Origin of the sequence: Pseudomonas sp. FGI182 (genome assembly GCF_000511325.1) — a bacterium.
In the GTDB taxonomy this organism is placed as follows: Bacteria; Pseudomonadota; Gammaproteobacteria; order Pseudomonadales; family Pseudomonadaceae; genus Aquipseudomonas; species Aquipseudomonas putida_Z.
Genome location: NZ_CP007012.1, coordinates 4,552,116 through 4,577,820, shown reverse-complemented (window position 1 = coordinate 4,577,820; position 25,705 = coordinate 4,552,116). Strand labels below are relative to the sequence as shown.

The following is a 25,705-nucleotide window of genomic DNA, read 5'->3' as shown; positions in this document are numbered from 1 at the left end:
GGAACGCCGCCATGCAACAGAACCCGGACCATCACTCCTCGCCCTGGCATGCGGGGGAGAAGACCCTGCAGGAAAAAGCCGGTGTCGCGGAGCGCATGGAGGCGTTCGGGCAGAAGGTCATTCGTGACTACATGCCCGACCAGCATCGTATTTTCTATCACCAGTTGCCGTTCATGGTCGCCGCCAGCGTGGACGCACTGGGGCGGCCCTGGGCAACGCTGTTGGAAGGGCCGGAAGGTTTCGTCAGCTCGCCGGACCCGCGCCAGCTGACGATCGACACTCAACTGCCAGCAGACGATCCCGCCACCCCGGGGCTGGCTGCCGGGCAGGCGGTCGGCCTACTGGGGATCGAACTGCACACCCGCCGGCGCAACCGCCTCAACGGCCAGATCCACCAGGCCGGCGACGGGCAACTGCAGGTGACTGTGGAGCAGTCGTTCGGCAACTGCCCGCAGTACATCCAGCTGCGTGACTACACCCGTGTCGCGGAACCCGCCCAAGGGCGTGTCGATGCGACGACACTCGATGCCTCGGCTGTCAGCATGATCCAGGCAGCCGACACCTTCTTTGTCGCCAGCTATGTCGAGCATGGCGACGGCCAGCGCTCGGTGGATGTCTCCCACCGTGGCGGGCGGCCCGGGTTCGTCAAGGTCGAAGGCAACCGCCTGACCATTCCCGATTATGCTGGCAACCTGCACTTCAACACCTTGGGCAACCTGCTGGTGAACCCGCAAGCAGGGTTGCTGTTCATCGATTTCAGCAACGGCAACGTGTTGCAGCTATACGGGCATGCCGAGTTGCTGCTGGACAGCCCCGCCATCCAGGCATTCGAAGGTGCCGAGCGCTTGTGGACGCTGGAGGTCGAGCAGGTGGTGTGGCGCCCGGCTGCCGTTTCCCTGCGTTGGGCCTTCAAAGAGTACGCGCCGACCAGCCTGATGACCGGCACCTGGGCCGAGGCCGACATACGCCTGCAGCAACGCCAGCGGCAGCGCCAATGGCAGGCCTGGCGTGTGCTGCGGGTGGAGCAGGAAAGCCGTGATATCCGCTCGTTCTACCTTGAGCCTCCTGCTGGCAGTGCGATGGCCTTTGCGCCGGGGCAGCATGTTCCGGTGCAAGTCCAGCTCGACGGTGAGGCGGCGCTGATCCGCACCTACAGCCTGTCCAGCGCGCCTTCCGACGGTTACCTGCGCATCAGCGTCAAAGCTCAGGGCCCGGCTTCGCGGCACCTGCATGAGCACATCGTGGCAGGCGATATGCTGAACGTGCGCTCGCCAATGGGCAGCTTCACGCTGGACCAGCAGAGCACTCGGCCGCTGGTGCTGATTGGCGCGGGTGTGGGTATCACGCCGTTACTGGCCATGCTGCGCGAGCAGTTGAGCAAGGGGCAGGCACGGCGTATTCATCTGTTCCATGGTGCGCGCAGCCTGGCCGACCTGCCGTTCCGTGAGGAGCTGGCAAGCTTGCGGCAACAGGCCGGCGGCCTGCTGCACGTGCACCGCGCCCTGAGCCAGCCGGAAGAGCATGCGCTGGCGGGGCGTGATTACGAGTTTGCCGGTCGGCTGGGTATCGAACAGGTCAAGGCGACGCTGGCGCTGGACGACTACGATTTCTATCTGTGCGGCCCGGGCAGTTTTACCCAGGACCTGTATGAAGGGCTGCGCGGGGTGCATGTGCCGGATGCGCGGATCCATGCCGAAGCCTTTGGCCCGTCGACGCTCCGGCGGCACACCGACGATGACCAACCCACCCTGCAACAGCCACCCGCTGCCAGCGAGCCGGTACCGGTGTACTTTGCGGCTTCAGCCAAGGAGGCGCGCTGGGCGCCGGGTGGCGGGACGCTGCTGGAGCTGGCCGAGGCTCGCGGATTGTCGCCGGAGTTCAGTTGCCGAGGTGGGTCGTGTGGTACTTGCAAGACCCGCTTGGTCAGTGGTCAGGTACATTACCCGAACCCGCCGGCCGAGTTGCCGGAGGCGGGGTCGGTGCTGATCTGTTGTGCCGTGCCGGCCCGGCCGGAGGAGGGGGCGCAGGCGTTGGTGCTGGATATCTGATCGTGCGCGGTCCCCTGTAGGAGCGGCCTTGTGTCGCGAAAGGGCCGCAGCGCGGCCCCAGGATTTCAGTAGTGAAGCATCAATTGCTGGGGCTGCTGTGCAGCCCTTTCGCGACACAAGGCCGCTCCTACAAGGGACCGCGTACGGGACAGAGGCAACACAAAACGCTCAGATGAAAGATAATCCCGGCACTTCATAGCCCCAGGAGCCCGCATGGACCAGATCCACCTGATGAAGGTGTTCGTCGCCGTAGGCGAGCTGGAAAGCTTCGCCGCTGCTGCCCGCCGCCTGGACATCTCTCCAGCTGCGGTCACCCGTGCCGTCAGCGCCCTGGAGGATCAGCTGGGGGTCAAGCTGCTGCTGCGCACCACCCGTAGCGTACGCCTGACCGAAGCCGGGGGCCGCTACCTGGAAGACACCCGGCATATCCTCGCCAGCATCAACGAGGCCAACGAAGCCGCCGCCGGCATCAACGCCACGCCCAAGGGCGACCTGGCCGTCACTGCGCCCATCCTGTTCGGCAAGAAGTTCGTCATGCCGTGCATCGTCCACTACCTGCAGCAGTACCCCGAGGTTGACGTTTCCGCCTACTTCCTCGACCGCATCGTCAACATGGTCGAAGAGGGCATGGACGTAGCCGTTCGTATCGGCCCCTTGCCCGACTCCGGGCTCAAAGCACTGCGGGTGGGCAGGGTCCGGCGCATGCTGTGCGCCTCTCCCGAGTACCTGGCGCGCCATGGCGTGCCGAAGCACCCGTCCGACCTAGCGGAGCATGCGGTGATCGGCACCACCAACCTGTCGCCGCGAGCCGGCTGGCGTTTCGGAGTAACCGATGAGCCGACTTTGGTGCGCATGAAGCCTCGCTTGACGGTGACCAGCAATGACGGGGCAATCGCCGCTGCCAGTGGCGGACTGGGGATTGCCCGCCTGCTGTCGTATCAGGTCGCGGATGAGGTGGCCAGTGGGCAGTTGCAGGTGATCCTTGCCGAATACGAAGAGGCGCCGTGGCCAATCCATATACTGCACCGGGAGAGCAAGTACGGTTCGGCCAAGGTCCGCGCCTTCATTGACATGCTGGCGCAGGAACTGAGGGCTCGGCAGCTGGACTGATTCAACCGAGCAGGGTGAATGTAAAGCAACCTGGGCACTGCTGTTCCAGCCACTCCTTGGCCCGTTCGCTCAGGAAGTACCCACGATAGACATCCCCTTTGAAGAAATCGGCTTGCTCGTCGGCCTTGAGCACCTTGAGATACTGGCCGAGGTCGGCAGGGTCATGCTGCGGGTCCTTGAGCAGGTTGAGCTTGCCCACCACGAATGCCTGCCAGTACTCCGGCATACGCGCGGCAAGCTCAGGGTCATGCGGCAGGGAGTCGATGATCGAGCTCGGCCCGCCTTCCAGATCGAGGTAATCGGTAATGGGCTTGCTGGTGTCCCAGTGCAGCCAGTCGATGTGAACGATATGGGTCTTCTCCAGATGCTCGTAACGCCCGATCCCCTTCAAGCCGCTTTTTTCCAGGGCTTCCTTGACCGGCTGGGTGAGCACCAGCGAACCCGAACGTATGTAGGCGGCCGGGGTGTACGGGCCGGCCCGCTTGATGCTGTCTACATCGGTATCTTCGTCCCAGGCGATCATGCCCTGGACCAGTGTCGCGCCCCAGTCTCCCCACGGGGGTGGCGCATTGTCGAAATGGTAGATGTTCAGGCGAGCCTCCTCAGCCCTTGCTGCTCTTGTATGGGAGAGATACAAGGCTTTGAAATTGGTAGCCCATTCAGGCGTACTGAACAAAAAAGAACCCGGCTTCGTCACCTTGTTTTTTCCGCCGGGCTTGCTTGTCCACATAGATGTAACCGATGCCATCCAGGAAGATCCCTTCCTGTTGGGGAGCCCAGCGGCTGATTTCGTAGTCGGTCAGTTGCAAAAGGAGCAAATGCCGGCTTGAAACATAGATGGGATCTTGCATCCAGGCTGCTCGACCGAGTTGCTTGCTGATGCCCAGACCTGAGTGCTCGTCAGCGTGCTCTTTGGCGAATTCCTCTTCGGTCATTGGCTCGAAGTCGATATAACGGCGCTCAAGCAAGAATGTTTCAGGCGGGGCTGGTAATTCCTCTTGGCAGAGCCGGTGGAGAATGAAGCGTGCATAACCATTATCGATGCCGGGTAGCTCCGCCTGGTCATGAAGTGAGTAGCGACTGACGACAGACTGGTTGAAGCCGCCGCCCTGTTTTTGAGCTGTGATGAATACCGTGGCAGCCATGCCGGGCGGAAAGATTTTAGCTGGCAGGAAGTTTTCCGTGACCGTACACAAAGGCGTCATCGGCTGCTGGGTGTCGGGCGCCAAAGGCCAGAGGGCCGGGTCGTCCATACGGACGCTGCCACCCACCTGACCGAAGCCCTTGTCTTCTTCGGTAAACACGATTTTCATTGAATTCAAGTCAATAACACCCTTTGCTTTTTGCGTATGACCGGGCTAGCCGCCTGGCGGTGCGGAGTTGGTCCTGGGTCACGATATTACGGGTCACCAATGTGTTGTAAATAGCTTCGGACATTAGTCGGATTTCCAGTTTGCCGCGCTTGAGCATCTGGTTTGGCCCCAGCCCTCGTAGTGCTCGCAAGCGGCGCTCCTCGTTGTGCACCATGGTGTGGTTGCTACGTTTGAGTGCCATCGCCGGGTTGCCTACCACCCTCGAGGTCTTGGCAATGCCTTTGTCCTGCATGAACTTGTGGCGCATGATTTCATGCGCATCGTGACCATCTCCTTCATGAGGTTTGGTGCCGAATCCAGCGACTTCTCCTTCCTTGAGTTTCCTGACATTCGCCAGCCCCCATGGATCCAACCATGTGAACGGGTTCGGTGCGTACTGGTACAGGTTTAAACCACCGGCCAAACCGATCGGGTCTGGCTGGGTAAAACGGCCTATATCCGGGTCGTAGAAGCGGAACAGGTTGTAGTGCAGGCCGATTTCGCGGTCCAGATACTGGCCCTGAAAGCGCAGGTTCTGTTCTTCCGGCAGGCGGGGGGCGCGCTGTTCATCCCAACTTGCGCCCCAGGTCAGGTAGCGCGCCGACCACACTACCTCGCCGGTGTCATCGGTCAACTGCTCCGGCAGGCCGTTGATGTCATTGTGGTAATGCAGCACTTGCTGGTGAGCCCCCAGGCCATCCACCCGGGCCAGCGGTTCGTGGCCATCGTCTTCATACAGGTACAACGCCTGCCGGCCATTGTGCTGCTCACCTAGCAGGCGCAGGCCACTCCAGTTGAAGCGGGTGCGGCCGACCACCTGGCCGTCGAGCGTCGATTCGATCTTCTCCGTGCGCCGGCCCATCGGGTCGTAGCGCATGTCGATGATGCGCTCCCGCCCGGCTTGCAGGTTGCGTACCTGGACCAGCCGGTGCTCGGCGTCATAGCGAAAAAGCTGCGTGCCGCGTCGGCGGCTGCGCTTTTCCACCAGGCGACCGAAGCCATCGTAGCGATAGCGCTTGTCCTCGAAGGTGAGCACACGGTTGTGCCGGACCAGCCCGGCACTGGCCGCCACCGGGTCGAGCAGGTTGCCAGCCGGGTCGTAGCAGAACGCTTCGCGCTGGCCAGACGGGCTGTCCTGACGGCCCAGGACATAGCCGCAGCCATCGTGCTGAAAAGCCTGTAAATACCCGTTGCCTGGGTGTTGCACCTCGCGTACGGCCAGTTGGTCGGCTGCGTCGAACTGATAACGCTGCTGGTCTGGCGCTGGCAGCCGGCTGGGTTGCGCTGCCGGGCGGCGGAGCAGGGTGCGCAGGCGCCCGCCACGGTCGTACTGGCGTTGGATCGCCAGGTTGCCCTGCAGTCGCAGTGTTTCCCGGTGAACACGGTCACGCTCGAAATCGCACACCACCGTGCCATCGAGGTTGACCTGGTGCAGATGCCCGCTGCCGTAGTACAGGCGGTTGATCCAGCGGCCGTCGGGCACCCGCGTGCGGGTGACATTGCCGAGCGGGTCGTACTGGTACTGCACGCTGCCCTGCGCGCTGTGTTCTTCGAGCAACTGGCCCAGTGCATCGAAAGCGAAGCCCAGTTCCTCGACCTGGCCATCCACAGTGGTACGACGTATCGCAACCACGTTGTCCAGTGGGTCGTTGCAGTAGTCGGTGCGTCCCTCATCGGTATGACGGGTCAGCAGGCGACGGCCTGCGTCATACGCCATGCGGTGAATGATGGGCGCCTCCTCGCTGCCTGGCGCAGGTAGGAAGGTGACCTGTACAAGGTTGTCCAGCGGGTCGTACTGGTAGCGCCTCAGGCCACCGTCCAGATCGCGCTCGGCAATCAGCCGGTCGCCTGCATCCCATTCGAAGCCGTAGGCCTCGCCATTTTCGTTGTACAGCGCGAGCAGGCGCCCATAGTCGTCATGGTGGTAGCGTACCTGCCGGCCGAGCGCATCAATGCGCAGCTCCAGCTGGCCGCGGCGGTTACGCCGGTATTGGGTAACGTGACCTGCCGTGTCGATGTGCTGGGCCAACAGGCCGCTGGCATCGAGGGCAAATGCTTCGCTGCGGCCATCGGGCAAGGTCACGCTGCGCAAGCGACCTTTGTCGTCATGCTGGTAGTCGGTGCGCTCGCCCTGGGCGTCGGTAATCGATTGCAGGTGGCCCAAGGGGTCGTAGGCGAGGCGGGTCAGGTAGCCGGAGCAGTCCCGCTGTTCGACCACCAGGCCCCGTTCGTTCCAGCGCAGGTGACGGCTGGAACCGTTGGCATCGACGATTTCGACTGGGTTGCCCTGGCTGTCATGGCGATAGCGGGTGTGCTGGCCCAACGGGTCGGTCTGGCGCGTGCAATTGCCGCGTTGGTCATAGGTGAAGGTCCAACGTTGCCCTGCCGAGTCTGTCTGGCAGCGAGGCAGCGACCAATGCTCAAGCCACTCGGTCGACTCGCTACGCCCCAGCGGGTCGACGGTCTCGGCAAGGTTGCCCGACTCATCGTAGAAGAACTGCCAGCGTCCATCCATGGGGTCGCTGGCCGCAAGCAACTGGCGCTCGTCATTCCATTCGAAGCGCCAGGTCCGCTCAAGGGCATCGGTATAGGTGGTGATCTGGTACTGCTGGTTCCAGTGGCGCACGGCAATGCGCCCAAGACTGTCGGTCACCCGGGTGATGCCTGCGGTCACGTCGTATTCGAAGGCGTAGGTGTCGCCACCGTTGGTCCAATGCCGCACCACCCGCCAACCGTCCTCGTGCTGCGCCCATTCGTAGAAACAGCACAGGCCGCCGCCGGTACGGTGTTCGATCATGCGTCGGGCGGCGTCATAGGCGAAACTGCGCAACGGCTGGCCTGTGCCATCCAACACCTGCGCGAGGTCGCCATTGGCGTCATGGCCATAGCTGGCCAGGCGTTGCGATTCGCCGCTCGCCGCGTGGAAGTCGATGTGGCTCACCCGTTGTGGCCATTGTTCGCTGTAGCCCAGGCTGACACGCACCTGGTCGAAGGTGTCGCGCAACTGGCAAAGGCGGCCCTGGTTGTCGTAGTCCAGATAGATCCGGTTGTCGTTGCGATCACCGATCTGGCTCAGGCGCAGTCGATCGGGGCGCCCCGGGGTCGGCTGGAACAGCCGATACTCGCCTTCGCGGCTTTCGGTCAGCAGTTCGCCGTTGTGCGCCCGGCGTACGCTCAGCCCTTCACCGACGCTGAACACCGCATCACCCAAGGTAATGATGCCCATGTCCACTCGGCGTGCCTGCTCGTCGATCAGCACCAGGTGATCGTCTGCACCAACCTGTACCGAAACTTCGTAGGGCACGCTCCAGCCCGCGCCGAACAGGCCGTCGACCCGCTCGTCATGGCTGTTGTAGAAGCGTTGCCAGGCGATTGGCAGGGTTGCCTGCACGGTGAAGTCGAGGTCTTCATCACCACACAGGACCTTGCCGCCGGTAGCCGCATGTACCGGGTTGGGCGAACCGGCCATGGCCTGGGTGAGGGCGCCGGTCACCTGGCCGGTAACCACGCTGCTCACGCCGCCCACCAACATGCAGCCGAACTTGCTGTAGAACTTGCCGCCACGCCCGCGCAGCAGCATCAACGCGGTCACTGCCAGGCCGATGCCCGGCGTCTTGCCGCTGCGAATCTCGCGCACCACGATCGGCTCGCCGCCGATGCGCACGTTGTTCGACACCAGGCCGCCATCGACGATCACCGCTTCGCAGGTGCTGCGGTCACCGCTGCGGCAGGCCGGGTGGCCATTGATCAGCACCTTGCTGGACCCCTCGGCCAGGTACTGCGGTGGCATCGGCGGGTGCTTGCTGCAAAGTACCTTGTCGTCCGGTGCCGGCAAGGTATTGGCGGCGGGCGTGGCCACGGTCGGCCGCCACATTTGCGAGAAGAAGCCCTTGGCCATGTCGAGGAAGGTTTCTTCCTTCGCCTCGCCAGCCTCGGCGCCGGCCTGCGCCAACGGTGCTGGCGGGCCGGTGACGACGCCGGCAGCACGTGCCGCGCGCTTGCCGTTGGTGCGAGTGTTCGACGAGCCACTGATGATGTTGGCCTGCACCGACGGCGGGAACAGGAAATTGCCGATGCCCTCGCATAATCGGCTCAGGCCTGTATCGGCGCCGGTCTTGGCCATGACCACACCGACCACCAGGCCGACCACCGCGCCCAGCACGAAGCAGCCCAGGCCGCCAGTGGCCACGGTCAGGCCGAATGCCGCCGCCACTGCGGCAGTGGCCAGGGCGCCGATGGCCACCGTGGCGGCGATTTCCAGCACACCCCCGACGATGTCGGCCAGCATCGAGGTGTGCATCAGCGCGTCGCCTTCGCGGGCGGCCCACAGTGCGTCGGACATGGTGCGCGATCAGCCCAGGCTGTCGAAGTCGAGCGACTGCTTGATGCTTGCCCAGTGCGCCGCTTCGGCCGTGCCCAGCGGGCTGGCCTTGACGTAGCTCAGGGCAAACATCTTGCGCGTGCCGGGCAGCACCAGGGCCAGCTGGTACTGATAGACCTTCTCCTGGCCCTTGCTGAACTGGCTGCTCAGCTCGATGGCGGCGATCGCCTGCCCGGCGCCTACCTGCACCGCCTGGGCGGGCTGCATGCGCAGGTCCTTGACCTGCTGCTGCAGGCGCTGCAACTGGCCATCGAAATTGCTCTGCAAGGTCTCGCCTTCGGCCAGCAGGCTGCGGCTGATGATCAGCGAGGTGGCCAGCGCCTCGAAACGCAGGATGTTGATACTGCTGTCCTGCACGGCGGCATCGGGCAGGGCCAGGCGGAATTCGTTGACGCGATAACTCATGACAGGTCTCGTTACTGGTCGGAGCCGGAGAAGATCGCCTTCACCGAGTCGTCGATGGTCTTTTTCACACCCTGGTTGTCGGGCGCGGTCTGCGCACCACTGCCGACGTTCAAGTCGAGGGTGCCGTCGGTGTTGATCTCGCCGTTCTGCCTGGCATGGAAGCTGAACTGCTCGCAGCTGATATTGATCTGGCCGCTGGCGTTGAGCTCGATCACGCTCTTGCCGCACACCAGGCGCAGGTTTTCGCCCACTTCGATCAGGTAGCTGGTGCTGACGCTATCGGTCTTGCTGGCGCCGACCAGCAACATGTCGTCGCGGCGCACGGCGCGGATGCGATCCTGGCCGATGGTGATGGTTTCCAGCATGCCCACCGTCTGGGTACGGTTGATGCCGACGGCCAGCGTCTCGCTCTGCTCGACCACGGTGTCCATGTTGCGCTCGGCATGCACGTAGATCTGCTCGGCGCCCTTTTTGTCTTCCATGCGGATTTCATTGAAATTGGCCGGGCTGCCGCCTTTGCTCGAGCGGCTCTTCATGCCGCTTTGCGTAGCATTGGCGGGCAAGTCGTAGGGCACGCTCTGTTCGGCGTTGTAGACGCGGCCAGTGATGATGGGCCGGTCGGGGTCGCCTTCGAGGAAGCTGACGATCACCTCCTGGCCGATGCGCGGGATCTGCATCGAGCCCCAGTTCTTGCCGGCCCAGGCCTGCGATACCCGGATCCAGCAGGAGCTGTTCTCGTTGGACTGGTCGTGGCGGTCCCAGTGGAAGTGCACCTTCACCCGGCCATATTGGTCCGTCCAGATCTCCTCGCCAGCGGGCCCGACCACCACGGCGGTTTGCGGGCCCTTGACGATCGGCCGCACGGTGCTGCCCTGCGGGCGGAAGCTCTGCTGTGCGTCGATGCAGCTGAGGTTGCTTTCGAATTGCGCTGCGCTGCTGCCTGTGCCGCTTTCCAGGCGCTCCTGATGCACGTAGTAGCGTGCGCCGACGATCAGGTACTCGCGGTTCTGGTCCTGGCGGGTGAACCCGCTGAGGCTGAACAGGTGGCCACTGCCCAGGCCGCGGGCGTTGCCGCGCAGCTCGACCCGCTCGTGCTGGCTCTGCAGCGACTCCAGGCGAGTACGCGCATAGTGTTCGCCATCCTGGCTTTGCTGGTAGGCGCCGGGGTAGTCGTACAGTGGGTAGTCACCGGCCTGGTGCGGGCGTGGCATGGCCGAGCGCACGTCGATGCGCGCGCTGGGGCGCTGGAAGTCGTAGTCGTTGAGCTCCAGGGAACCTGGCTGGACTTCCTGGGCCAGGTGCCAGTCGTTGATGTGGTCACGCTCGCGGTGCTGCCCGTCCGGCGGGTAGAAGGGCACGCTTTCGTAGCCAGGCACTTGCGGGTGCGCGCCATAGGCGTCGGCCAGCACCAGCACGTGGCGCTGCGCTTCGTGGCGGAAGAAGTAATAGATGCCTTCCTCTTCCATCAGCCGGCTGACGAAGTCGAAGCTGGTCTCGCGGTACTGCACGCAGTATTCGCGTTCGCGGTAGCTGCGGCTCAGGGCATCCTCGAAGTCGGAAAAGCCCAGGTCGCGAAACACCTGCTTGATGATCTGTGGCGCGCTCAGGTGCTGGAAGATGCGGCAGTCGCTGGTGCGGGTCAGCAGCCACAGCCACGGGCGCAGGGTGACCCGGTAGCTGGCGAACTGGCCCTGGTCCACCGACTGGCTGCAGCGGGCGACGATGCCATGGAAGTAACGTGATGTGCCCAGGCCCTGCTGCACGCTCAGGCTCATCGGCTTGCCCAGCAGGGCATTGAGGTCGATGGCCGGGTCGTCGCTGGTCAGCTGCAGCTCATAGTCGAACAGGCGGCCGAGCTCGTCGCTGCCACCCATTTCGGCCAGGATCAGCTTGTCCGGCCCCAACGGGCTGTTGATCTGCGCCAGGCGCGTGAACTGCGTGAACAGCATGGTCCGTCCTGTCAGTCGGCTGCGCCGAAGTCATAGTGCAAGTCGTTGTCGCGGCGGCTGATGCGCACGCTCGCCAGCGGCTTGCCTTCGAGCATGCGGGTGAGGAACTCGCGGCTCATGTCCGGCAGCAGGCCGTTGGTGAGGATGGCGTCGATCATGCGGCCACCGCTTTCGGTTTCGGTACAGCGCGAGACGATCAGCTCCACCACTCCTTCGTCGTAGGCGAAGCCGACCTTGTGCGTGCCTTCCACGCGCTTGCGGATGCGCTCCAGTTGCAGGCGGGTGATGGCCTTGAGCATGGCGTCGCTGAGCGGGTAGTAGGGGATGGTCACCAGGCGGCCGAGCAGCGCCGGCGGGAAGATTTCCAGCAGCAGCTTGCGCAGCTGGCTGGCCACCGCGTCCGGGTCGGGCAGGGCCTGTGGGTCGCTGCAAGTGCGCGCAATGAGCTCGGTACCGGCGTTGGTGGTGAGCAGAATCAGCGTGTTGCGGAAATCGATCTGGCGGCCTTCGCCGTCCTCCATCACGCCCTTGTCGAACACCTGGAAGAAGATCTCGTGCACGTCCGGGTGGGCCTTTTCCACCTCGTCCAGCAGCACCACGCTGTACGGCCGGCGGCGCACGGCCTCGGTCAGCACACCGCCTTCGCCGTAGCCGACGTAGCCAGGCGGGGCGCCCTTGAGGGTCGAGACGGTATGGGCCTCCTGGAACTCGCTCATGTTGATGGTGATCAGGTTCTGTTCACCGCCGTACAGCGCCTCGGCCAGGGCCAGTGCGGTCTCGGTCTTGCCCACGCCAGAGGTGCCGGCGAGCATGAACACGCCAATCGGCTTGTTCGGGTTGTCGAGGCCGGCGCGGGAGGTCTGGATGCGCTTGGCGATCATTTCAAGCGCGTGGTCCTGGCCAATGATGCGCCTGGCCAGCAGGCTGTCGAGGTTGAGCACGGTCTCGATCTCGTTGCGCGCCATGCGTCCCACCGGAATCCCGGTCCAGTCGGCCACCACCGAGGCGACTGCCTGGTAATCCACGGTCGGCAGGATCAACGGGCTCTCGCCTTGCAGGGCGCTCAGGCGCCGTTGCAGGTCGGCCAGCGTTTCGCGCAGTTCCGGGTTGCCTGGCACCTGCGCGTCCTGGTCGACCACCCCGGCCTGGTCGCGCAGCTGGGCGCGGGTGGCCAGCAATTGGTCGACCAGGGCCTTTTCTTCGGCCCAGCGGCTTTCCAGCGTGGCCAGGCGTTGGCGCTCTTCGGCCAGCAGGGTGTCGGCCTGGGCCTGGCGCTGCCCGGTAGGCACACCGATGGCGGCTTCACGGGCGATGATCGCCTGCTCGACCTCCAGCGCCTCGATACGCCGGCGGCTGTCGTCGACCTCGGCCGGCACCGCGTGCAGGCTGATGGCCACGCGCGCGCAGGCGGTATCGAGCAGACTTACCGATTTGTCCGGCAGCTGGCGCGCCGGGATGTAGCGGTGCGACAGCTTGACCGCGGCTTCGAGTGCTTCGTCGAGGATCTGCACCTGGTGGTGCTGCTCCATGGTCGATGCCACCCCACGCATCATCAGCAGCGCCTTGGCTTCGCTCGGCTCGTCCACCTGCACCACCTGGAAGCGGCGGGTCAGGGCCGGGTCCTTCTCGATGTGCTTCTTGTACTCGGCCCAGGTGGTAGCCGCCACCGTGCGCAGGCTGCCACGGGCCAGTGCCGGCTTGAGCAGGTTGGCGGCATCGCCGGTGCCGGCGGCGCCACCGGCACCGACCAGGGTATGGGCTTCATCGATGAACAGAATGATCGGTTTGGGCGAGGCCTGCACATCCTCGATCACCTGGCGCAGGCGCTGTTCGAACTCGCCTTTCATGCTGGCGCCGGCCTGCAGCAGGCCGACGTCCAGGCTGCGCAGCTCGACGTCCTTGAGCGCCGGCGGCACGTCGCCAGCGACGATGCGCAAGGCGAACCCTTCGACCACGGCGGTCTTGCCGACACCGGCTTCACCGGTAAGGATCGGGTTGTTTTGCCGGCGTCGCATGAGGATATCGACCAGCTGGCGGATCTCTTCGTCACGGCCGACGATAGGGTCGAGCTTGCCGCTTCGGGCCTGTTCGGTAAGGTCGACGGTAAAGCGCTTGAGCGCCTCCTGCTTGCCCATCGCCGCAGGCGCCACGGCGCCGCTGGCCTCGCCAGGCTGCGCAGCGCTGAAGCCGTCGGTGGCGGCCAGGTGGTTTTCCGGTGAGTCTCCCACGTACTCGTCGAAGCGTTCGCTCAACGCCTCGACCTTCAGCTTGGCGAACTCGTTCGACAGCCCCAGCAGGGCATGGCGCAGGCCAGGTGTCTTGAGGATGCCGACCAGCAGGTAGCCGCTGCGCACCTGGCTCTCGCCGAACATCAGGCTGCCGTATACCCAGCCGCGCTCGACGGCTTCTTCCACCTGCGAGGAAAGGTCGGTGATCGAGGTCGAACCGCGTGGCAGCCGGTCCAGCGCATCGGTCAGGTCGCGGGCCAGGCGCGCCGGCTCGATATCGAACTGGCGCACGATACGGTGCAGGTCGCTGTCCTGCAGTTGCAGCAACTGGTGCAGCCAGTGCACCAGTTCGACATAGGGGTTGCCCCGCAGCTTGCAGAACACCGTTGCGGCCTCGATGGCCTTGTAGGCGACGCTGTTGAGTTTGCCGAACAGCGCGGCGCGGCTGATTTCACCCATGGTCCTGGTTCCTTGTATGGTGGGCGGCGGCCGGCTGGTCGGCGTAGTACCGGGCCAGCTTCAGGTCGCGTGCATCGTGCGGAGGGCGGCCGAGCCAGGTATCGAAGCCCAGGCGTAGGCCGGCATTGAGTTGCAGCGCAGGCACCTGGTCCTGCGCGAGGATCAGGTTGAGGTCCCAGTCCAGTTCCTGGCCCAGGTATTCGGCGACCCATGCCGCCAGTTCGACGAAGGCCTGTCCGCCGGGCAGCAGGGCGTGGTACTGGTCGATGCTGAGCGGGCCGAGGCACAGCCGGAACTTGTGCTGGCGGTCCCAGGCGTAGCGGCCCAGGCACAGGTCCACGCCCAGGCGGTTGGCGCGCACGCCGAGCTGGCTGCGTTCGGGCAGCTCAAGCCACTGGCCGACGTACTCTTCCAGCGTCACAGGCACGCCGAAATACCCGCTGAGGATGCTGCACAGGCCATCCGGGTAGCGCGTTTGCGCGCTCAGGTGGCCGGACCAGTGCAGTTTGGCGGTGTCGGCCAGCGCGCCCTGGCCTTGCAGTTCGGGTTGGCCACGGCCACTGAGCGCCGCCAGGCGCGCGGCCCAGTAGTCATCACCCGGGCGATCGTGGCTGACGGTCGGTCGGGCTTCGGCCCAGGCACGGTAGAACAGGCTCAGCAGGCGGTGATGGAAGACGTCGAGGAACGCCTTGCTGGTCGAATCGGCATGGTTGCGCTGGCGCTCGCGCATGTATTCGGTCAGGTGCAGTGGCAGCGGCCCGTTGGGGCCACCGAGGCCGAAGAAAAACTGCTCCAGGCGCGCCGGCTGGTTGCCGTCGGCGCTGACCGAGGCCAGGGTCGACGGGGCGAACCCGCAGTCCAGGCGCTGGCCCAGGCGCACAGGCTCGTCGGCCAGGCGCAGGGAATGACCGAAGCGTGGCAGCTCGGGGTATTGCGCTTCGAGGCGGCGCAGCGCCTGGAAGAAGTCGTACGCCCAGGGCTCGTCCTGCATGGCCTGCAAGGTGTTCATAAGGTCGGCCTGCGCCCCGGTTTGGCCGACCAGCGCATGATCTCGCCGCGTTCGCTGGTGCGCAGTACCGTTTCGGTGAAGCTGTTGATCGACACGTAGCGGGTCAGGAAACGCTCGAACACCGCGCCGAGCAGGAACACGCCGGTCCCGCGGAAGGCGTTTTCGTCGAAGGTCAGGGTGATCTCCAGGCCACGCCCGAAAACGATCGGCCCGGGCATCGGCAGGCGTCGGGTGCAGGGCTTGCTGCTGACGTCGCGCAGGCCGTCGATCTGCAGGTTCAGGGCGCTGTCCTGCGGGTCGCCATACAGGCGCAGCAATTCGCGCAGGGCGGCGGCGCCCTGGCCGTGCTCGGCCAGCGACAGGTAGTTCAGCGACAGCTGGCTGATCAGGCGCCAGGCGCGGTTGTCATGGGCATGGCTGGCTTTGGGCCGGCTCGGGCCGGCCAGGCAACGCACGCCGGCAACCGGTGCGCTGTCGGCCAGGCTGAAGTCGCTGCGCCCGTCGCCAACACTCATGAACAGTGGCAGGTCGCGGTTGCTGCACAGGGCGCTGATACCCAGCTGGCGCAGGTCGTGGCGGTAGGGTGCCTGCTGGCCGTCGACCAGGCTGATGAACGTTTCGCTGCCCATGTAGCTGGAGCGGGTGCCATTGCGTCGCTGGTCGCTGGACAGCACCCGCGGCTCCCGGCGCACGATGTAGTAGGCCTGGTCGCGGCCGTAGCGCGAAGGGTCGCGCACCGCGTAGAACGGCAGGAATTCCTGATCCGGCCCGGTGCCGTGGCCGGTGACCCGCTGCAGGGAATGGATCTCGAAATCGGTGGGCCGGGTGCGGTCGGCGATCACGTGGTGCTCATGCACCCGATCGGAAAGGTGCAGGCGGTCGACACGGCGCGGGAACAGGTTGATCGCCGGGGTGCAGAACGGCACGAACTGGCTCGCGCCGACGCTGCTCTCCAGGCTCTGGTCGAAGCGTTCGAACAATACCAGCACTTCCAGCGTCTGGCCGGTGCAGCGCTGTACGGCCTGCTCCAGCCCGGCAAAATCGACGAACAGGAAGCGCTGCGGCAGGGCGAAGTACTCTTGCAACAGGCGGTAGCCCTGGAAGGCCTGGGGCACCACCGGCAACGCCGCTTCACGGTCATCGAAGCCACACGGGCGCAGGGCCTGTTCGACCGGAATACGTTCCACCCAATCGGCGCCGGGTTGGCGCACGAACACCGCACAGGCGCTGCCCAGCAGTTGCTCGTAGAGGCGGAACGGGGTTTCGTCGGCGCCGTTGAGGTACAGCGGCAGATGGCTGAGCGGCAAGCTGGCGAACGGCACCTCGGCGCCACTGCGCAGGGTCAGGCGCAGGCCGGCGCGGGCTTGCGGCACGCTGCTGGCCAGGCGCCCGAGCACCGCGCCAGGGTTGCCGAAGTACTCGGCGCGGGCTACCTGCAAGGGCCAGAGGGTGACGTCCTGGGTGCTGCGGAACTCGCACGGGGTTTGCGAGTTGCGCCCCAGGTTGGCGCGCAGCACGCTGTCACGCGGCAGGCGGAACCCGGCGGCCAGTGAACCCTCGTCGGGGTCGGTCTGCAGTTGCACCACGGTCATCGACGGGGTCGGCGCCAGGTAGTGCGGGTAGGCGATCTCCAGCAGGTTATGGGTGAAGGTCGGGTACTCGGCATCCAGCTTCAGTTGCACCCGCGCGGTGAGGTAGGCGAAGCCTTCGAGCAGGCGCTCGACATAGGGGTCGGCACACTCGATCCCGGACAGCGTCAGGCGCCCGGCGATCTTCGGGTATTCCCGGGCGAACTCCGCCGCACTTTCGCGGATGTGCTGCAGCTCCTGGTTGTACAGCTCGAGCAGGCGCGGGTTCATGCACGCCTCCGGCGTTCGGCAGGGGCCACGCGCACATGGCCGGACTCAAGGTCCACCTCGGTCTGCAGCAGCAACGGCAAGGCCGCCGGCTGGGCCCACAGGTCACCTTCGATTTCGAAACTCAGGGCGTTGGCATTCATCTCGCCGGGTGCGGCCTGGGCACGCACCTTCAAGGTATGGGCGAGGATGCGTGGCTCGTAGGTAGCGATGGCCTGGTGGATGATGCGCTCCAGGGCGGCCAGGTCGATGTTCGAGGCGCTGTTGCCGGCCAGGGCCGGCAGGCCGTAGTTGATCACCGAAGCCCCGGCCGGGGTGCCCAGAGTCGCGGCGCTGTCGAGCAGCGAAGTGGTGTTGAGCAACCAGGCGAGGTCGCGCAGTACCGAGGCCTTGAGCTGGTGCAGGCTGAGCACGCGCTTGTCCGGCGCTTCCTGCGGGTTGCCCGGGTCGTCGTCGGTCAGGCGGTCCAGCAGCGAGGGCTGCAGACGGTCGCGGGCGGCGATTTCGGCTACCACTCGAACAGCCCCACGAAGTTCTTCTGGTCTACAGGGCCGTTCGAGCAGCTGGCGCCACGTGCCAGGATGGAAGGCTCCAGGCGCTCGCCCAGTTGGCGAACAGCCTGGTACTGGCTTTCGCAACGGCCGGGTTGTGACGGGTCTGGCTGCACATGGCTGACAATGATGATCTGCGCGCCATTGAACTGCTCCACGCGAGGCTTGCCGCCATCTCGCTCCGGGCTGAGCTGGCAGGGCCAGGGCATCTCCAACTGCAACAGCGAGGCATCGGCCTTGCGCAGCGCGCAGCGGCCTTCGTGGTTCACCAGCACGAGCTTTTTCCCGGCAAGGCTGACCTCCGGCGCCGCGTTCGGCGAGGGAGCGGGGGGCTGTGCACAGGCATTCAGGGCGAACGCGACCAGCAGGGCCGGCATGGCTTTGGGCGCACGTTTCATTTCAGCTCCCAGAACCAGACGGCCTTGGAACGATGGGCCTGGTCGGCGAAATAGCCCGTGACCCGGCCTCTGTCCCACAGGTCGATGTGATCGCCAGTACGGTTTTCGAATGCCTGCCCGGCACGGGCGAAGCAGTCCTTGAAGAAGATGATGCCGCGCTTTTCGCCGAGCTTGAGGCGGTCGCTTGCGCTGCCGCTCAGTTGCAGCGGGGCGCCGAGATGGTGCTTCCACAGCCAGTTGGCCAGCGATTCGGCACCCCGGGCATGGCCATGGGCACAACGTGGTTCACTGTAGGTACCGGCGTTCACCTTGATGGTGTGCTCGCCGTTGAGCGCGATACTCATGCGGATGGCGCACTGGTTGTCCCAGCCGCCGTCGCAAGGCGAGGAGTCGGTCGGGTAGGCATTCCAGAGGTTGATGAAAGAAGGCTTGGCCATGGGGTTCACCGTGAGCGGGTGAGGTGGGGGAAGGCGCCCGCGCCAGCCAAGGCGGCGCGGGCGCGGTCGGTCAGATCTTGACGTTGGAGCGGATGTTCCAGCCGTACTTGATCGGGCCGCCTTCCTTGGTGCCGTCGGCTTTCTGCGGCTGATAGTCGACGGTGACCTTGGCGAAGTTCAGGGTCACGTGCTCGGTCAGGCGGTCGTCGCTGCCCGAGCCACCAGTGCTCAGCGAGCTGATGATGACTTCTTCAAGGTTGATGATCAGGTACTCGACCTGGCTCTCGCCCCCGGCCTTGCGCACGGTCAGCTTGACCTTGTCGATGTGCTTGCCGCTGGAGCAGTGGGCCATCAGGTTGGGGCTGGCCTTGTCGATGTACTTGGTGATCGACAGGTCCTGGATGTTGACCTTGCCCGAGCCGCCGCCGCTGCCCATGTGCATGTTGCCGGACTGGGACATGCCCCAGCTCCAGTTGAGCACGTCGATTTCGTCCTTGTGGGCCTTGTCGTGGGACTCGCCCTTGATGTCGCCGATCTTGATGAAAATATCTACAGCCATGGTGTCCTCGGTATTACGCGTCAGGTTGGCGGTTTGGTGCAGTTGGGGCTGCTGCGCAGCCCTTTCGCGACGCAAGGCCGCTCCTACAGAAGCTGCGTCGGTCTCTCACTCAACACACGACGTCGGCCCTCTGTGCAGGAGCGGCCTTGCGTCGCGAAAGGGCCGCTAAGCGGCCCCGAAGTCTGTCAGGCCCCTTTGGCCGAAGGCAGCTTTGATACCAGGCGCAGCGACACGGTCAGCCCTTCGAGCTGGTAGTGCGGGCGCAGGTAGAAGCGCGAGTTGTAGTAACCCGGGTTGCCTTCGACGTCCTCGACCACAACCTCGGCGGCTGCCAGCGGGTGCTGGGCCTTGGTGGTCTCGGTGGAGTGCGCCGGGTCGCCGTCGACGTAGTTGAGGATCCAGTCCTGCAGCCAGCGCTGCATCTCGTCCTTCTCCTTGAACGAGCCGATCTTGTCGCGAACGATGCACTTGAGGTAGTGAGCGAAGCGGCAGGTGGCGAACAGGTACGGCAGGCGCGCGGCCAGGTTGGCGTTGGCGGTGGCGTCCGGGTCGTCGTACTCGGCCGGCTTCTGCAGCGACTGGGCACCAATGAAGGCAGCGAAGTCGGTGTTCTTCTTGTGCAACAGCGGCATGAACCCGTTCTTGGCCAGCTCCGCTTCGCGGCGGTCGGAAATGGCGATTTCGGTCGGGCACTTCATGTCCACGCCACCGTCGTCGGTGGGGAAGGTGTGCGCCGGCAGGCCCTGCACTTCGCCACCCGACTCCACGCCACGAATGCGCGAGCACCAGCCGTAGTACTTGAACGAGCGGTTGATGTTCACGGCCATGGCATAGGCGGCGTTGGCCCAGGTGTACTTGCTGCTGTCGGCGCCGTCGGTGTCTTCTTCGAAGGCAAATGCCTCGACCGGGTCGGTCTTGGCGCCATAAGGCAGACGCGCCAGGAAGCGTGGCATGGTCAGGCCGATGTAGCGCGAGTCTTCGGACTCACGCAGCGAGCGCCAGCCAGCGTATTCCGGGGTAGTGAAGATCTTGGTCAGGTCGCGCGGGTTGCTCAGCTCCTGCCAGGAGCCCATGCCCATCACGGTCGGCGAGGCGGCGGCAATGAACGGCGCGTGCATCGAGGCGCAGACCTTCGACATCTCGCCCAGCAACTCGACGTCGGGTGGCGACTGGTCGAAGTAGTAGTCGCCGACCAGGCAGCCATAAGGTTCGCCGCCGAACTGGCCGTACTCTTCCTCGTACAGCTTCTTGAACACCGGGCTCTGGTCCCAGGCAGTGCCCTTGAATTTCTTCAAGGTCTTGTGCAGCTCGGTCTTCGAGACGTTGAGCACGCGGATCTTCAGCTGCTCGTCGCTCTCGGTGTTGTTGACCAGGTAATGCAGGCCACGCCAGGCGCTTTCCAGCTGCTGGAAGTCGTCGTGATGGATGATCTGGTTGACCTGTGCGGTCAGCTTGGCGTCGATGGCGGCAATGATCTGCTCGATCGAGCCAATGGCATCGTTGGACACCAGGCTGGTCTGCGCCAGGGCCTGCTCGGCCAAGGTACGCACGGCGCTTTCGACCGCTTCCTTGGCACGTTCGGTCTTGGGCTTGAACTCCTGCAGCAGCAGGGCGGCGAACTCGCTCGGGTCCTGGGTGGCAGCTCCCGGCTGGGCCTGGGCGTCGCGCAATGGATCGTTCATGGGCTGTCTCCTCAGGCCTTGGGCTCGTTGTCGACGGGTTTCGGTGCGCTGGCCAGGGCTTGCAGCAGGGCCGGGTCCTTGATGGCCTTGAGGATGATGTCCTCGGCACCGGTCTTGCCGTCCATGTAGGTCAGCAGGTTGGCCAATTGGGTGCGGGCCTCGAGCAGCTGGTTGAGGGCGTCGACCTTGCGCGCCACGGCGGCCGGGCTGAAGTCGTCCATGCTCTCGAAGGTGATGTCCAGGCTCAGGTTGCCTTCGCCGGTCAGTTCGTTGGGCACGTTGAAGGCCACGCGTGGCTTCATCGCCTTCAGGCGCGAGTCGAAGTTGTCGACGTCGATTTCCAGGAACTTGCGCTCGGCCACCGCTGGCAGCGGCTCGGCCGGCTTGCCGGCAAGGTCCGACAGCACGCCCATGACGAACGGCAACTGGACTTTCTTTTCGGCGCCGTAGAGCTCGACGTCATATTCGATCTGCACCCGCGGCGCACGGTTGCGCGCGATGAATTTCTGGGAGCTGTCTTTCGCCACGTTGTTCCTCCTGGTCGCCGGTACGGCGGCGCTGTTCGTTGCGGGCGTCGGTGTTGATGCGGGCCGAGGACGTCAGTTGTCCTCGGGGCCGCGCAGGTTCTCGAATTGCGACCAGCCATCGGGGATCAGGTCGCGCACAATGGTTGCGAAATCGGCATGGACCAGCTTCTTCGCCCGGTGCAGCAGTACCGGCAGCGGGCTTGATGGTTCGTGGCGGGCGTAGTACTGCAGCAGGCGGTCAAGGCTCTGCTGCACGTCTTCGCGGCTGTTGACTTCACCAGGGCGGGCAGCCGGCCGTGTGCCCGGGGCGGCACTGGCAGTCGCCTGCCGCTCGTCATCGCGCTCGGCAGCCGACGTGTCATCGGCTTGCGGGGCTGGGCCCGCCCCGTCGGGGCAGTAGTCAGCCAGTACCTGCTGCACCTGGCGCAGCGGCTGGCGCAAGGCTGACAAATCGATACCGCTGGCCGACCCGACCTGGTCGTTGACCCGGCTCTCGATGGCGTCCACCGCCTCGCGGGCCAGCCGCAGCGCCTCTTGGCATTGCTGCAGCTGGTCGGCGTCGGCGTCACGCAGGGCGGCGGCCAGTTCCTCGGCGCTGAGCTGTTCGCTGGCGAAATGCTGCACGCCTGCGGCGTGCAGTGCCGCGCGCAGGGTGACCGGGCCAAAGGCACGGGAGCGCACCAGCACGGCGTCACGCAGCAGCGCGATGTTGGTGTCGCAGGCCAGGCCGGCCAGGGCGTTGACCCGTACCGTAGGGTCGTTGTCGTCGGCGGCGTCCAGTTGTGGGTGTAGGTGCAGCCAGTATTCGCCGAGCAGATCGCGGATCAGTTCCAAGCTGGCGGCAAGCCCTGGGAGGCCGTGCAGGGCCAGGTTGGCCTGAAGCAGGAAATGGGTGATGCGCAGGTCCTTGCTGCGTTGCAGCAGGGTCGTGCTTGCCTGCTCGATATCGCGCCACTGTGGTGGCTCGGCAGGCTGGACGGCGTCGCCCATGACGCGCTCGGGGCGGCCCTGGGCGTCACGCTCCAGTTGCAGAAACTCGGCGTCATATTCGAGGTCATCGCCGCAGGGAAAGTCAGCGGAAACAGCGGCGAGCAGCGGCGATGCGTTCACCAGAATTCGATCTCCATATCGGCCCTTGGTGAGGGCGTGTTGTTGTGCGAAGTTGCAAGTGTGAACTGGCGCACAAACTTTCCAAAGAGTGCCGGGGTGATATCATGGTGATATTATTTTGGCACTTCGAAGTTGCGCATTTATGGTTTATTTATTCGCGAGTGTCAAGGTAAGCTACGCGCCCCCGAGTGCCAGCTGTGAATCCGTTGGCAGTTACCGAGCACCACTCGTCCGATTCCATTCGGTTAGCCTCGGCATTAGCGTTGAATAGCCGTCGTATGTTCGGTTGTGTGCACGAAGCCCCCGTAAATCAAGGGGTGCAGCTGTATTTGAGTGGTTGTGGGGAAACAACTCAAATGGATGGATTGATGTTTTAAATGGATGCATGGAGGCGTGATGGCACTTTGCCTAACTATCACTAGTTACCACAAGATTACTCCCGGGCAATGCCCGGAGATGCGGCTGGAAACCGGTGCCATCACGCTTGGCCGTGCGGCGGATAATGACTGGGTACTTCCTGACCCCGAGCGGTTGGTATCGGCCCGGCATTGTGTGATCCAGTTCAAGGACGGGCGATATTTTTTGACCGATGACAGTACGAACGGTGTGGAATTAGTTCGTGCCGGTATTCGCTTGCGTCGCGGTAACAGTGAGCAGTTGCTGGATGGCGAAGTTATCCGTATTGGGGAATACGAGATACAGGCGCGCATCGACGTGAACCTGCCTGGCGCCCTGGAGGGCGAACCCCAGGTACACAGTTTCGAGGCGCTGATGGCCAACCAGGTGGCGGCCCCGGCCGTTCCCGCCCCGCCGATTTCCGGTGCGCCGGCTGCGTTCCTGCAAGGTGCGTCGAACCACGACACGCTGCCTGACCTGTTCGACTTCCTCGGCCCCTCGAGCGTGCCGCCGGTCAGCCAGCCCGACCATGTGCCGGCTCAGCAGCACGACTTCCGCCCGCCAACCCCGGTGGTGGCACCTGCCCCGGCCGCCGAACCGGCTGCGCCGGGGATGATCCCGGAAGACTGGAACCTGTTCGGCTCGGCACCGGCTCCGACCCCGACCCCGACCCCGACCCCGACTGCGCCGCCTGCGCCAGCCGTTCCTGCAGTGCCTGCACAGCCTGCTGCAAGCGAACCAGTCGCCGCACCTGCGCCAGCCGCAAGCAGCGATGCGTTGCTGCAGGCGTTCCTGCGCGGCGCCGGTATCGAGCACCTGCGCATCGACGCCGCCGACGCCGCCGCGCAAATGGAGGCCATCGGCCAGAGCTACCGCTTGATGGTGGAGGGCCTGATCGACGTGTTGCGTGCACGCAGCAGCCTGAAGGGCGAGTTCCGCATGCAGCAGACCACCATCGCCCCGGTGCAGAACAACCCGCTGAAGTTCGCCCCCAATGCCGACGAGGCGTTGCTGCTGTTGCTGCGTCACGGTAACCAGGCGTTCATGGCGCCGGACCAGGCCGTGCGCGAAAGCTTCGATGATGTGCGCGCCCACCAGCTGGCGGTGATGGCGGGCGTGCAGGCCGCAATCAAGCACCTGCTCGCGTGTTTCCAGCCGGCGCGCCTGGAGCAGCGCCTGGCACCTGCGGCGGGGCTGGCCAAGTTGTTCGGTGGCTCGCGCCAGGCCCACTGCTGGCAGCAGTTCACCGAGCTTTACGGGCAGATCTCCCGTGAAGCCGAAGACGATTTCCAGGAACTGTTCGGCCGCGAATTCAGCCGCGCCTACGAGGCCCACAGCAGCCGTTTGCAACGTAGTTGAGCGCCCCCAGGAAGACCACGGTACGTCAAGAGGACAAGGATGAAAGCAATACGACTGGTCGCAGCCCTGAGCCTGGTGCTGCTGGCTGCCTGCAGCAAGGACACGCCGGTTGCCCCCGCTGCCGACAGTGCACCGGACAGCGCAGCCGTGACCCTGTATTTCAGTGCCGCCGAGGGGCTGAACCCGGGCCCTGGCGGCACGCCTGCGCCGGTACGGGTGCGCCTGTACGAGCTGAAGAACAGCGCCGCATTTGCCCGCGCCGACTACTTCGCCCTGGCCGAGCGCGCCCAGGCCACCCTCGGCGCCGACCTGATCGACCAGGACGAAGTGCTGTTGCAGCCCGGCGGCCAGTTGCGCCTGGAACGTCCGCTCGACCCTGCCACTCGCCACATCGGCCTGGTGGTCGGTTACCGCGAGATCGACCAGGCCCAGTGGCGCAGCGTGCTGCCGGTGCCGCCGCGGGACTATCAGATCAGCCTCGATGTGCGTGCCGTGCGCAGCGCCGTGGCCACCCCACAACCTGAACCTGCCCGCTAGGCAATCGGAGTCCCCATGTCCTGGAACAATCGCGTGGTGTGGTCGGAAGGCATGTTCATCACGACCCAGCATTTCCAACAGCATGATCGCTACCTCGAACACCTGGTCGACGCCCGCAACCGGCCGCTGAGCGTGGCCGCCTGGGGTTTCTCCGAGCTGCTGCTCGACCAGGGCCTGCTTGCCCAGGGCAAGGTGGCGATTCTCAGCGCCCGCGGCTTGCTGCCCGACGGCACGCCGTTCGACATCCCCCGCGACGACCTGCCACCTGCGCCGCTGGAAGTGCCCGACGATCTGCGCGATGGCGTTGTCCACCTGGGGCTGCCACTCAAGCGGGCGGGGGCCCGCGACACCGTCGACGAGGGCGAAGCCGTCGCTGGCGCCCGCTATGTCAGCCGTGTCAGCGAGGTGCGTGACGACAACGCGCCGTTCGAGAACCGTGCCCCGCTGGCCCTCGGCAGCCGCGCCCTGCGCCTGCTGCGCAGCGAGGACGGCCTGAGCGACTACGCCGCCCTCGGCATGCTGCGCATCCGCGAAAAGCGCGCCGACCGCGCGCTGGTGGTGGATGACAGCTACATCCCGCCGGTACTCGACGTGGCGGCCAGCCAGCAACTGTCCGGCTTCTGCGGCGAGCTGCTGGGCCTGCTGCACCAACGTGGCGAAGCGCTGGCGGGCAGGGTGGTCGCCTCGGCCAATGGCGGGGCGTCGGAAATTGCCGACTTCATGCTGCTGCAACTGGTCAACCGCGCCCAGCCGCTGGTCGAACACCTCAACCAGCTGAGCCCGCTGCACCCCGAGCGGCTGTACAGCGAGCTGGTGGCCCTGGCTGGCGAGTTCGCCACCTTCACCCGCGATGGCCGCCGCCCGCACAGCTTCCCGGTGTATCAACACGACGACCTGGCGGCGACCTTCGCGCCAGTGATGGCAGCCTTGCGCGAGGCCTTGTCGACGCTGATCGACAGCAAGGCGGTGGCCATTCCCATCGTCGAGAAGGCCTACGGTATCCACGTTGGCATGCTTGCCGACCGCAGCCTGCTCGACAGCGCCAGTTTCGTCCTGGTGGTGCGTGCCGATGTGCCCAGCGAGACGCTGCGTAGCCGCTTTGGCCAACAGAGCAAGATCGGCTCGGTGGAGCACATCCGCGACCTGGTCAACCTGCAACTGCCGGGCATCGGCCTGCTGCCGTTGCCGGTGGCGCCCCGGCAGATCCCGTTCCATGCCGGCTCCACCTACTTCGAGCTCGACCGGGGTAGCGAGCACTGGAAGCAGTTGCAACACTCCGGTGGCTTTGCCTTCTACGTCGCCGGCGAGTTCCCCGGCCTGAGCCTGGCCTTCTGGGCCATTCGAGGATAACC

20 protein-coding genes are annotated in these 25,705 nt (G+C 65.0%); 5 read left to right on the top strand and 15 right to left on the bottom strand.

Features of this window, described 5'->3' with window-relative positions; genetic code table 11:
- Positions 1–11 precede the first annotated feature (11 nt).
- Positions 12–2,048, top strand: a complete 2,037-nt coding sequence (locus C163_RS20110; RefSeq protein WP_025340329.1) for a pyridoxamine 5'-phosphate oxidase family protein — start codon at positions 12–14, stop codon at positions 2,046–2,048.
- Positions 2,049–2,261: 213 nt separating this feature from the next.
- Entirely contained in the window at positions 2,262–3,158 is an 897-nt protein-coding gene (locus C163_RS20105; protein WP_025340328.1) for a LysR family transcriptional regulator, read from the top strand.
- Position 3,159: 1 nt separating this feature from the next.
- Here the strand turns inward: C163_RS20105 and C163_RS20100 are convergent, their stop codons facing one another.
- The 15 genes from C163_RS20100 to tssA all read right to left on the bottom strand — a co-directional run bounded on the left by C163_RS20100 (position 3,160) and on the right by tssA (position 22,061).
- Entirely contained in the window at positions 3,160–3,681 is a 522-nt protein-coding gene (locus C163_RS20100; protein ID WP_025340327.1) for a hypothetical protein, read from the bottom strand.
- Between the two features lie 136 nt (positions 3,682–3,817).
- Positions 3,818–4,471: a hypothetical protein gene (locus C163_RS20095; RefSeq protein WP_025340326.1), complete on the bottom strand. Its 654-nt coding sequence runs from the start codon at positions 4,469–4,471 to the stop codon at positions 3,818–3,820.
- A gap of 10 nt (positions 4,472–4,481) precedes the next feature.
- The gene (locus tag C163_RS20090; protein ID WP_025340325.1) at positions 4,482–8,852 is read right to left on the bottom strand and encodes an RHS repeat-associated core domain-containing protein; all 4,371 of its coding nucleotides are present in this window, start codon (positions 8,850–8,852) and stop codon (positions 4,482–4,484) included.
- A gap of 9 nt (positions 8,853–8,861) precedes the next feature.
- Positions 8,862–9,296 carry a DcrB-related protein gene (locus C163_RS20085; RefSeq protein ID WP_025340324.1) on the bottom strand — a complete coding sequence of 145 codons (435 nt, stop codon included), beginning with the start codon at positions 9,294–9,296 and terminating at the stop codon, positions 8,862–8,864.
- Between the two features lie 11 nt (positions 9,297–9,307).
- Positions 9,308–11,245 carry a type VI secretion system tip protein VgrG gene (locus C163_RS20080; RefSeq protein ID WP_025340323.1) on the bottom strand — a complete coding sequence of 646 codons (1,938 nt, stop codon included), beginning with the start codon at positions 11,243–11,245 and terminating at the stop codon, positions 9,308–9,310.
- A gap of 11 nt (positions 11,246–11,256) precedes the next feature.
- Positions 11,257–13,932 (bottom strand): type VI secretion system ATPase TssH, encoded by a 2,676-nt coding sequence (tssH, locus tag C163_RS20075; RefSeq protein ID WP_025340322.1) that lies wholly within the window; start codon positions 13,930–13,932, stop codon positions 11,257–11,259.
- Positions 13,925–14,941, bottom strand: coding sequence for a type VI secretion system baseplate subunit TssG (tssG, locus tag C163_RS20070; RefSeq protein ID WP_025340321.1), 1,017 nt, complete (start codon positions 14,939–14,941; stop codon positions 13,925–13,927). The genes tssH and tssG overlap by 8 nt, the downstream gene beginning before the upstream one ends.
- Entirely contained in the window at positions 14,938–16,800 is a 1,863-nt protein-coding gene (gene tssF / locus C163_RS20065) for a type VI secretion system baseplate subunit TssF (RefSeq protein ID WP_025340320.1), read from the bottom strand. The genes tssG and tssF overlap by 4 nt, the downstream gene beginning before the upstream one ends.
- Complete coding sequence (gene tssE / locus C163_RS20060) at positions 16,797–17,312, bottom strand: type VI secretion system baseplate subunit TssE (protein WP_025340319.1); 516 nt, start codon at positions 17,310–17,312, stop codon at positions 16,797–16,799. Before tssE ends, tssF begins: the two co-directional genes overlap by 4 nt.
- Complete coding sequence (locus tag C163_RS27375; RefSeq protein WP_025340318.1) at positions 17,306–17,746, bottom strand: hypothetical protein; 441 nt, start codon at positions 17,744–17,746, stop codon at positions 17,306–17,308. Before C163_RS27375 ends, tssE begins: the two co-directional genes overlap by 7 nt.
- Positions 17,743–18,183 (bottom strand): type VI secretion system amidase effector protein Tae4, encoded by a 441-nt coding sequence (locus C163_RS20050; protein WP_025340317.1) that lies wholly within the window; start codon positions 18,181–18,183, stop codon positions 17,743–17,745. Before C163_RS20050 ends, C163_RS27375 begins: the two co-directional genes overlap by 4 nt.
- A 70-nt stretch (positions 18,184–18,253) precedes the next feature.
- Positions 18,254–18,742 (bottom strand): type VI secretion system tube protein Hcp, encoded by a 489-nt coding sequence (locus C163_RS20045; protein WP_025340316.1) that lies wholly within the window; start codon positions 18,740–18,742, stop codon positions 18,254–18,256.
- 185 nt (positions 18,743–18,927) lie between these two features.
- Positions 18,928–20,424 (bottom strand): type VI secretion system contractile sheath large subunit, encoded by a 1,497-nt coding sequence (gene tssC / locus C163_RS20040; protein WP_025340315.1) that lies wholly within the window; start codon positions 20,422–20,424, stop codon positions 18,928–18,930.
- Between the two features lie 11 nt (positions 20,425–20,435).
- Entirely contained in the window at positions 20,436–20,951 is a 516-nt protein-coding gene (tssB, locus tag C163_RS20035; RefSeq protein WP_025340314.1) for a type VI secretion system contractile sheath small subunit, read from the bottom strand.
- Positions 20,952–21,023: 72 nt separating this feature from the next.
- Positions 21,024–22,061: a type VI secretion system protein TssA gene (gene tssA, locus C163_RS20030; RefSeq protein ID WP_025340313.1), complete on the bottom strand. Its 1,038-nt coding sequence runs from the start codon at positions 22,059–22,061 to the stop codon at positions 21,024–21,026.
- Positions 22,062–22,457: 396 nt separating this feature from the next.
- Between tssA and tagH the strand changes: the two genes are divergently transcribed.
- The 3 genes from tagH to tssK are packed head-to-tail and all read left to right on the top strand — an operon-like array spanning position 22,458 to position 25,703.
- A complete protein-coding gene (tagH, locus tag C163_RS20025) occupies positions 22,458–23,816 on the top strand; it encodes a type VI secretion system-associated FHA domain protein TagH (protein WP_025340312.1) in 1,359 nt (452 codons plus the stop codon).
- A 39-nt stretch (positions 23,817–23,855) separates the two neighbouring features.
- Positions 23,856–24,353 (top strand): type VI secretion system lipoprotein TssJ, encoded by a 498-nt coding sequence (gene tssJ / locus C163_RS20020; RefSeq protein WP_025340311.1) that lies wholly within the window; start codon positions 23,856–23,858, stop codon positions 24,351–24,353.
- 15 nt (positions 24,354–24,368) lie between these two features.
- Positions 24,369–25,703, top strand: coding sequence for a type VI secretion system baseplate subunit TssK (tssK, locus tag C163_RS20015; protein ID WP_025340310.1), 1,335 nt, complete (start codon positions 24,369–24,371; stop codon positions 25,701–25,703).
- Positions 25,704–25,705: the final 2 nt, after the last annotated feature.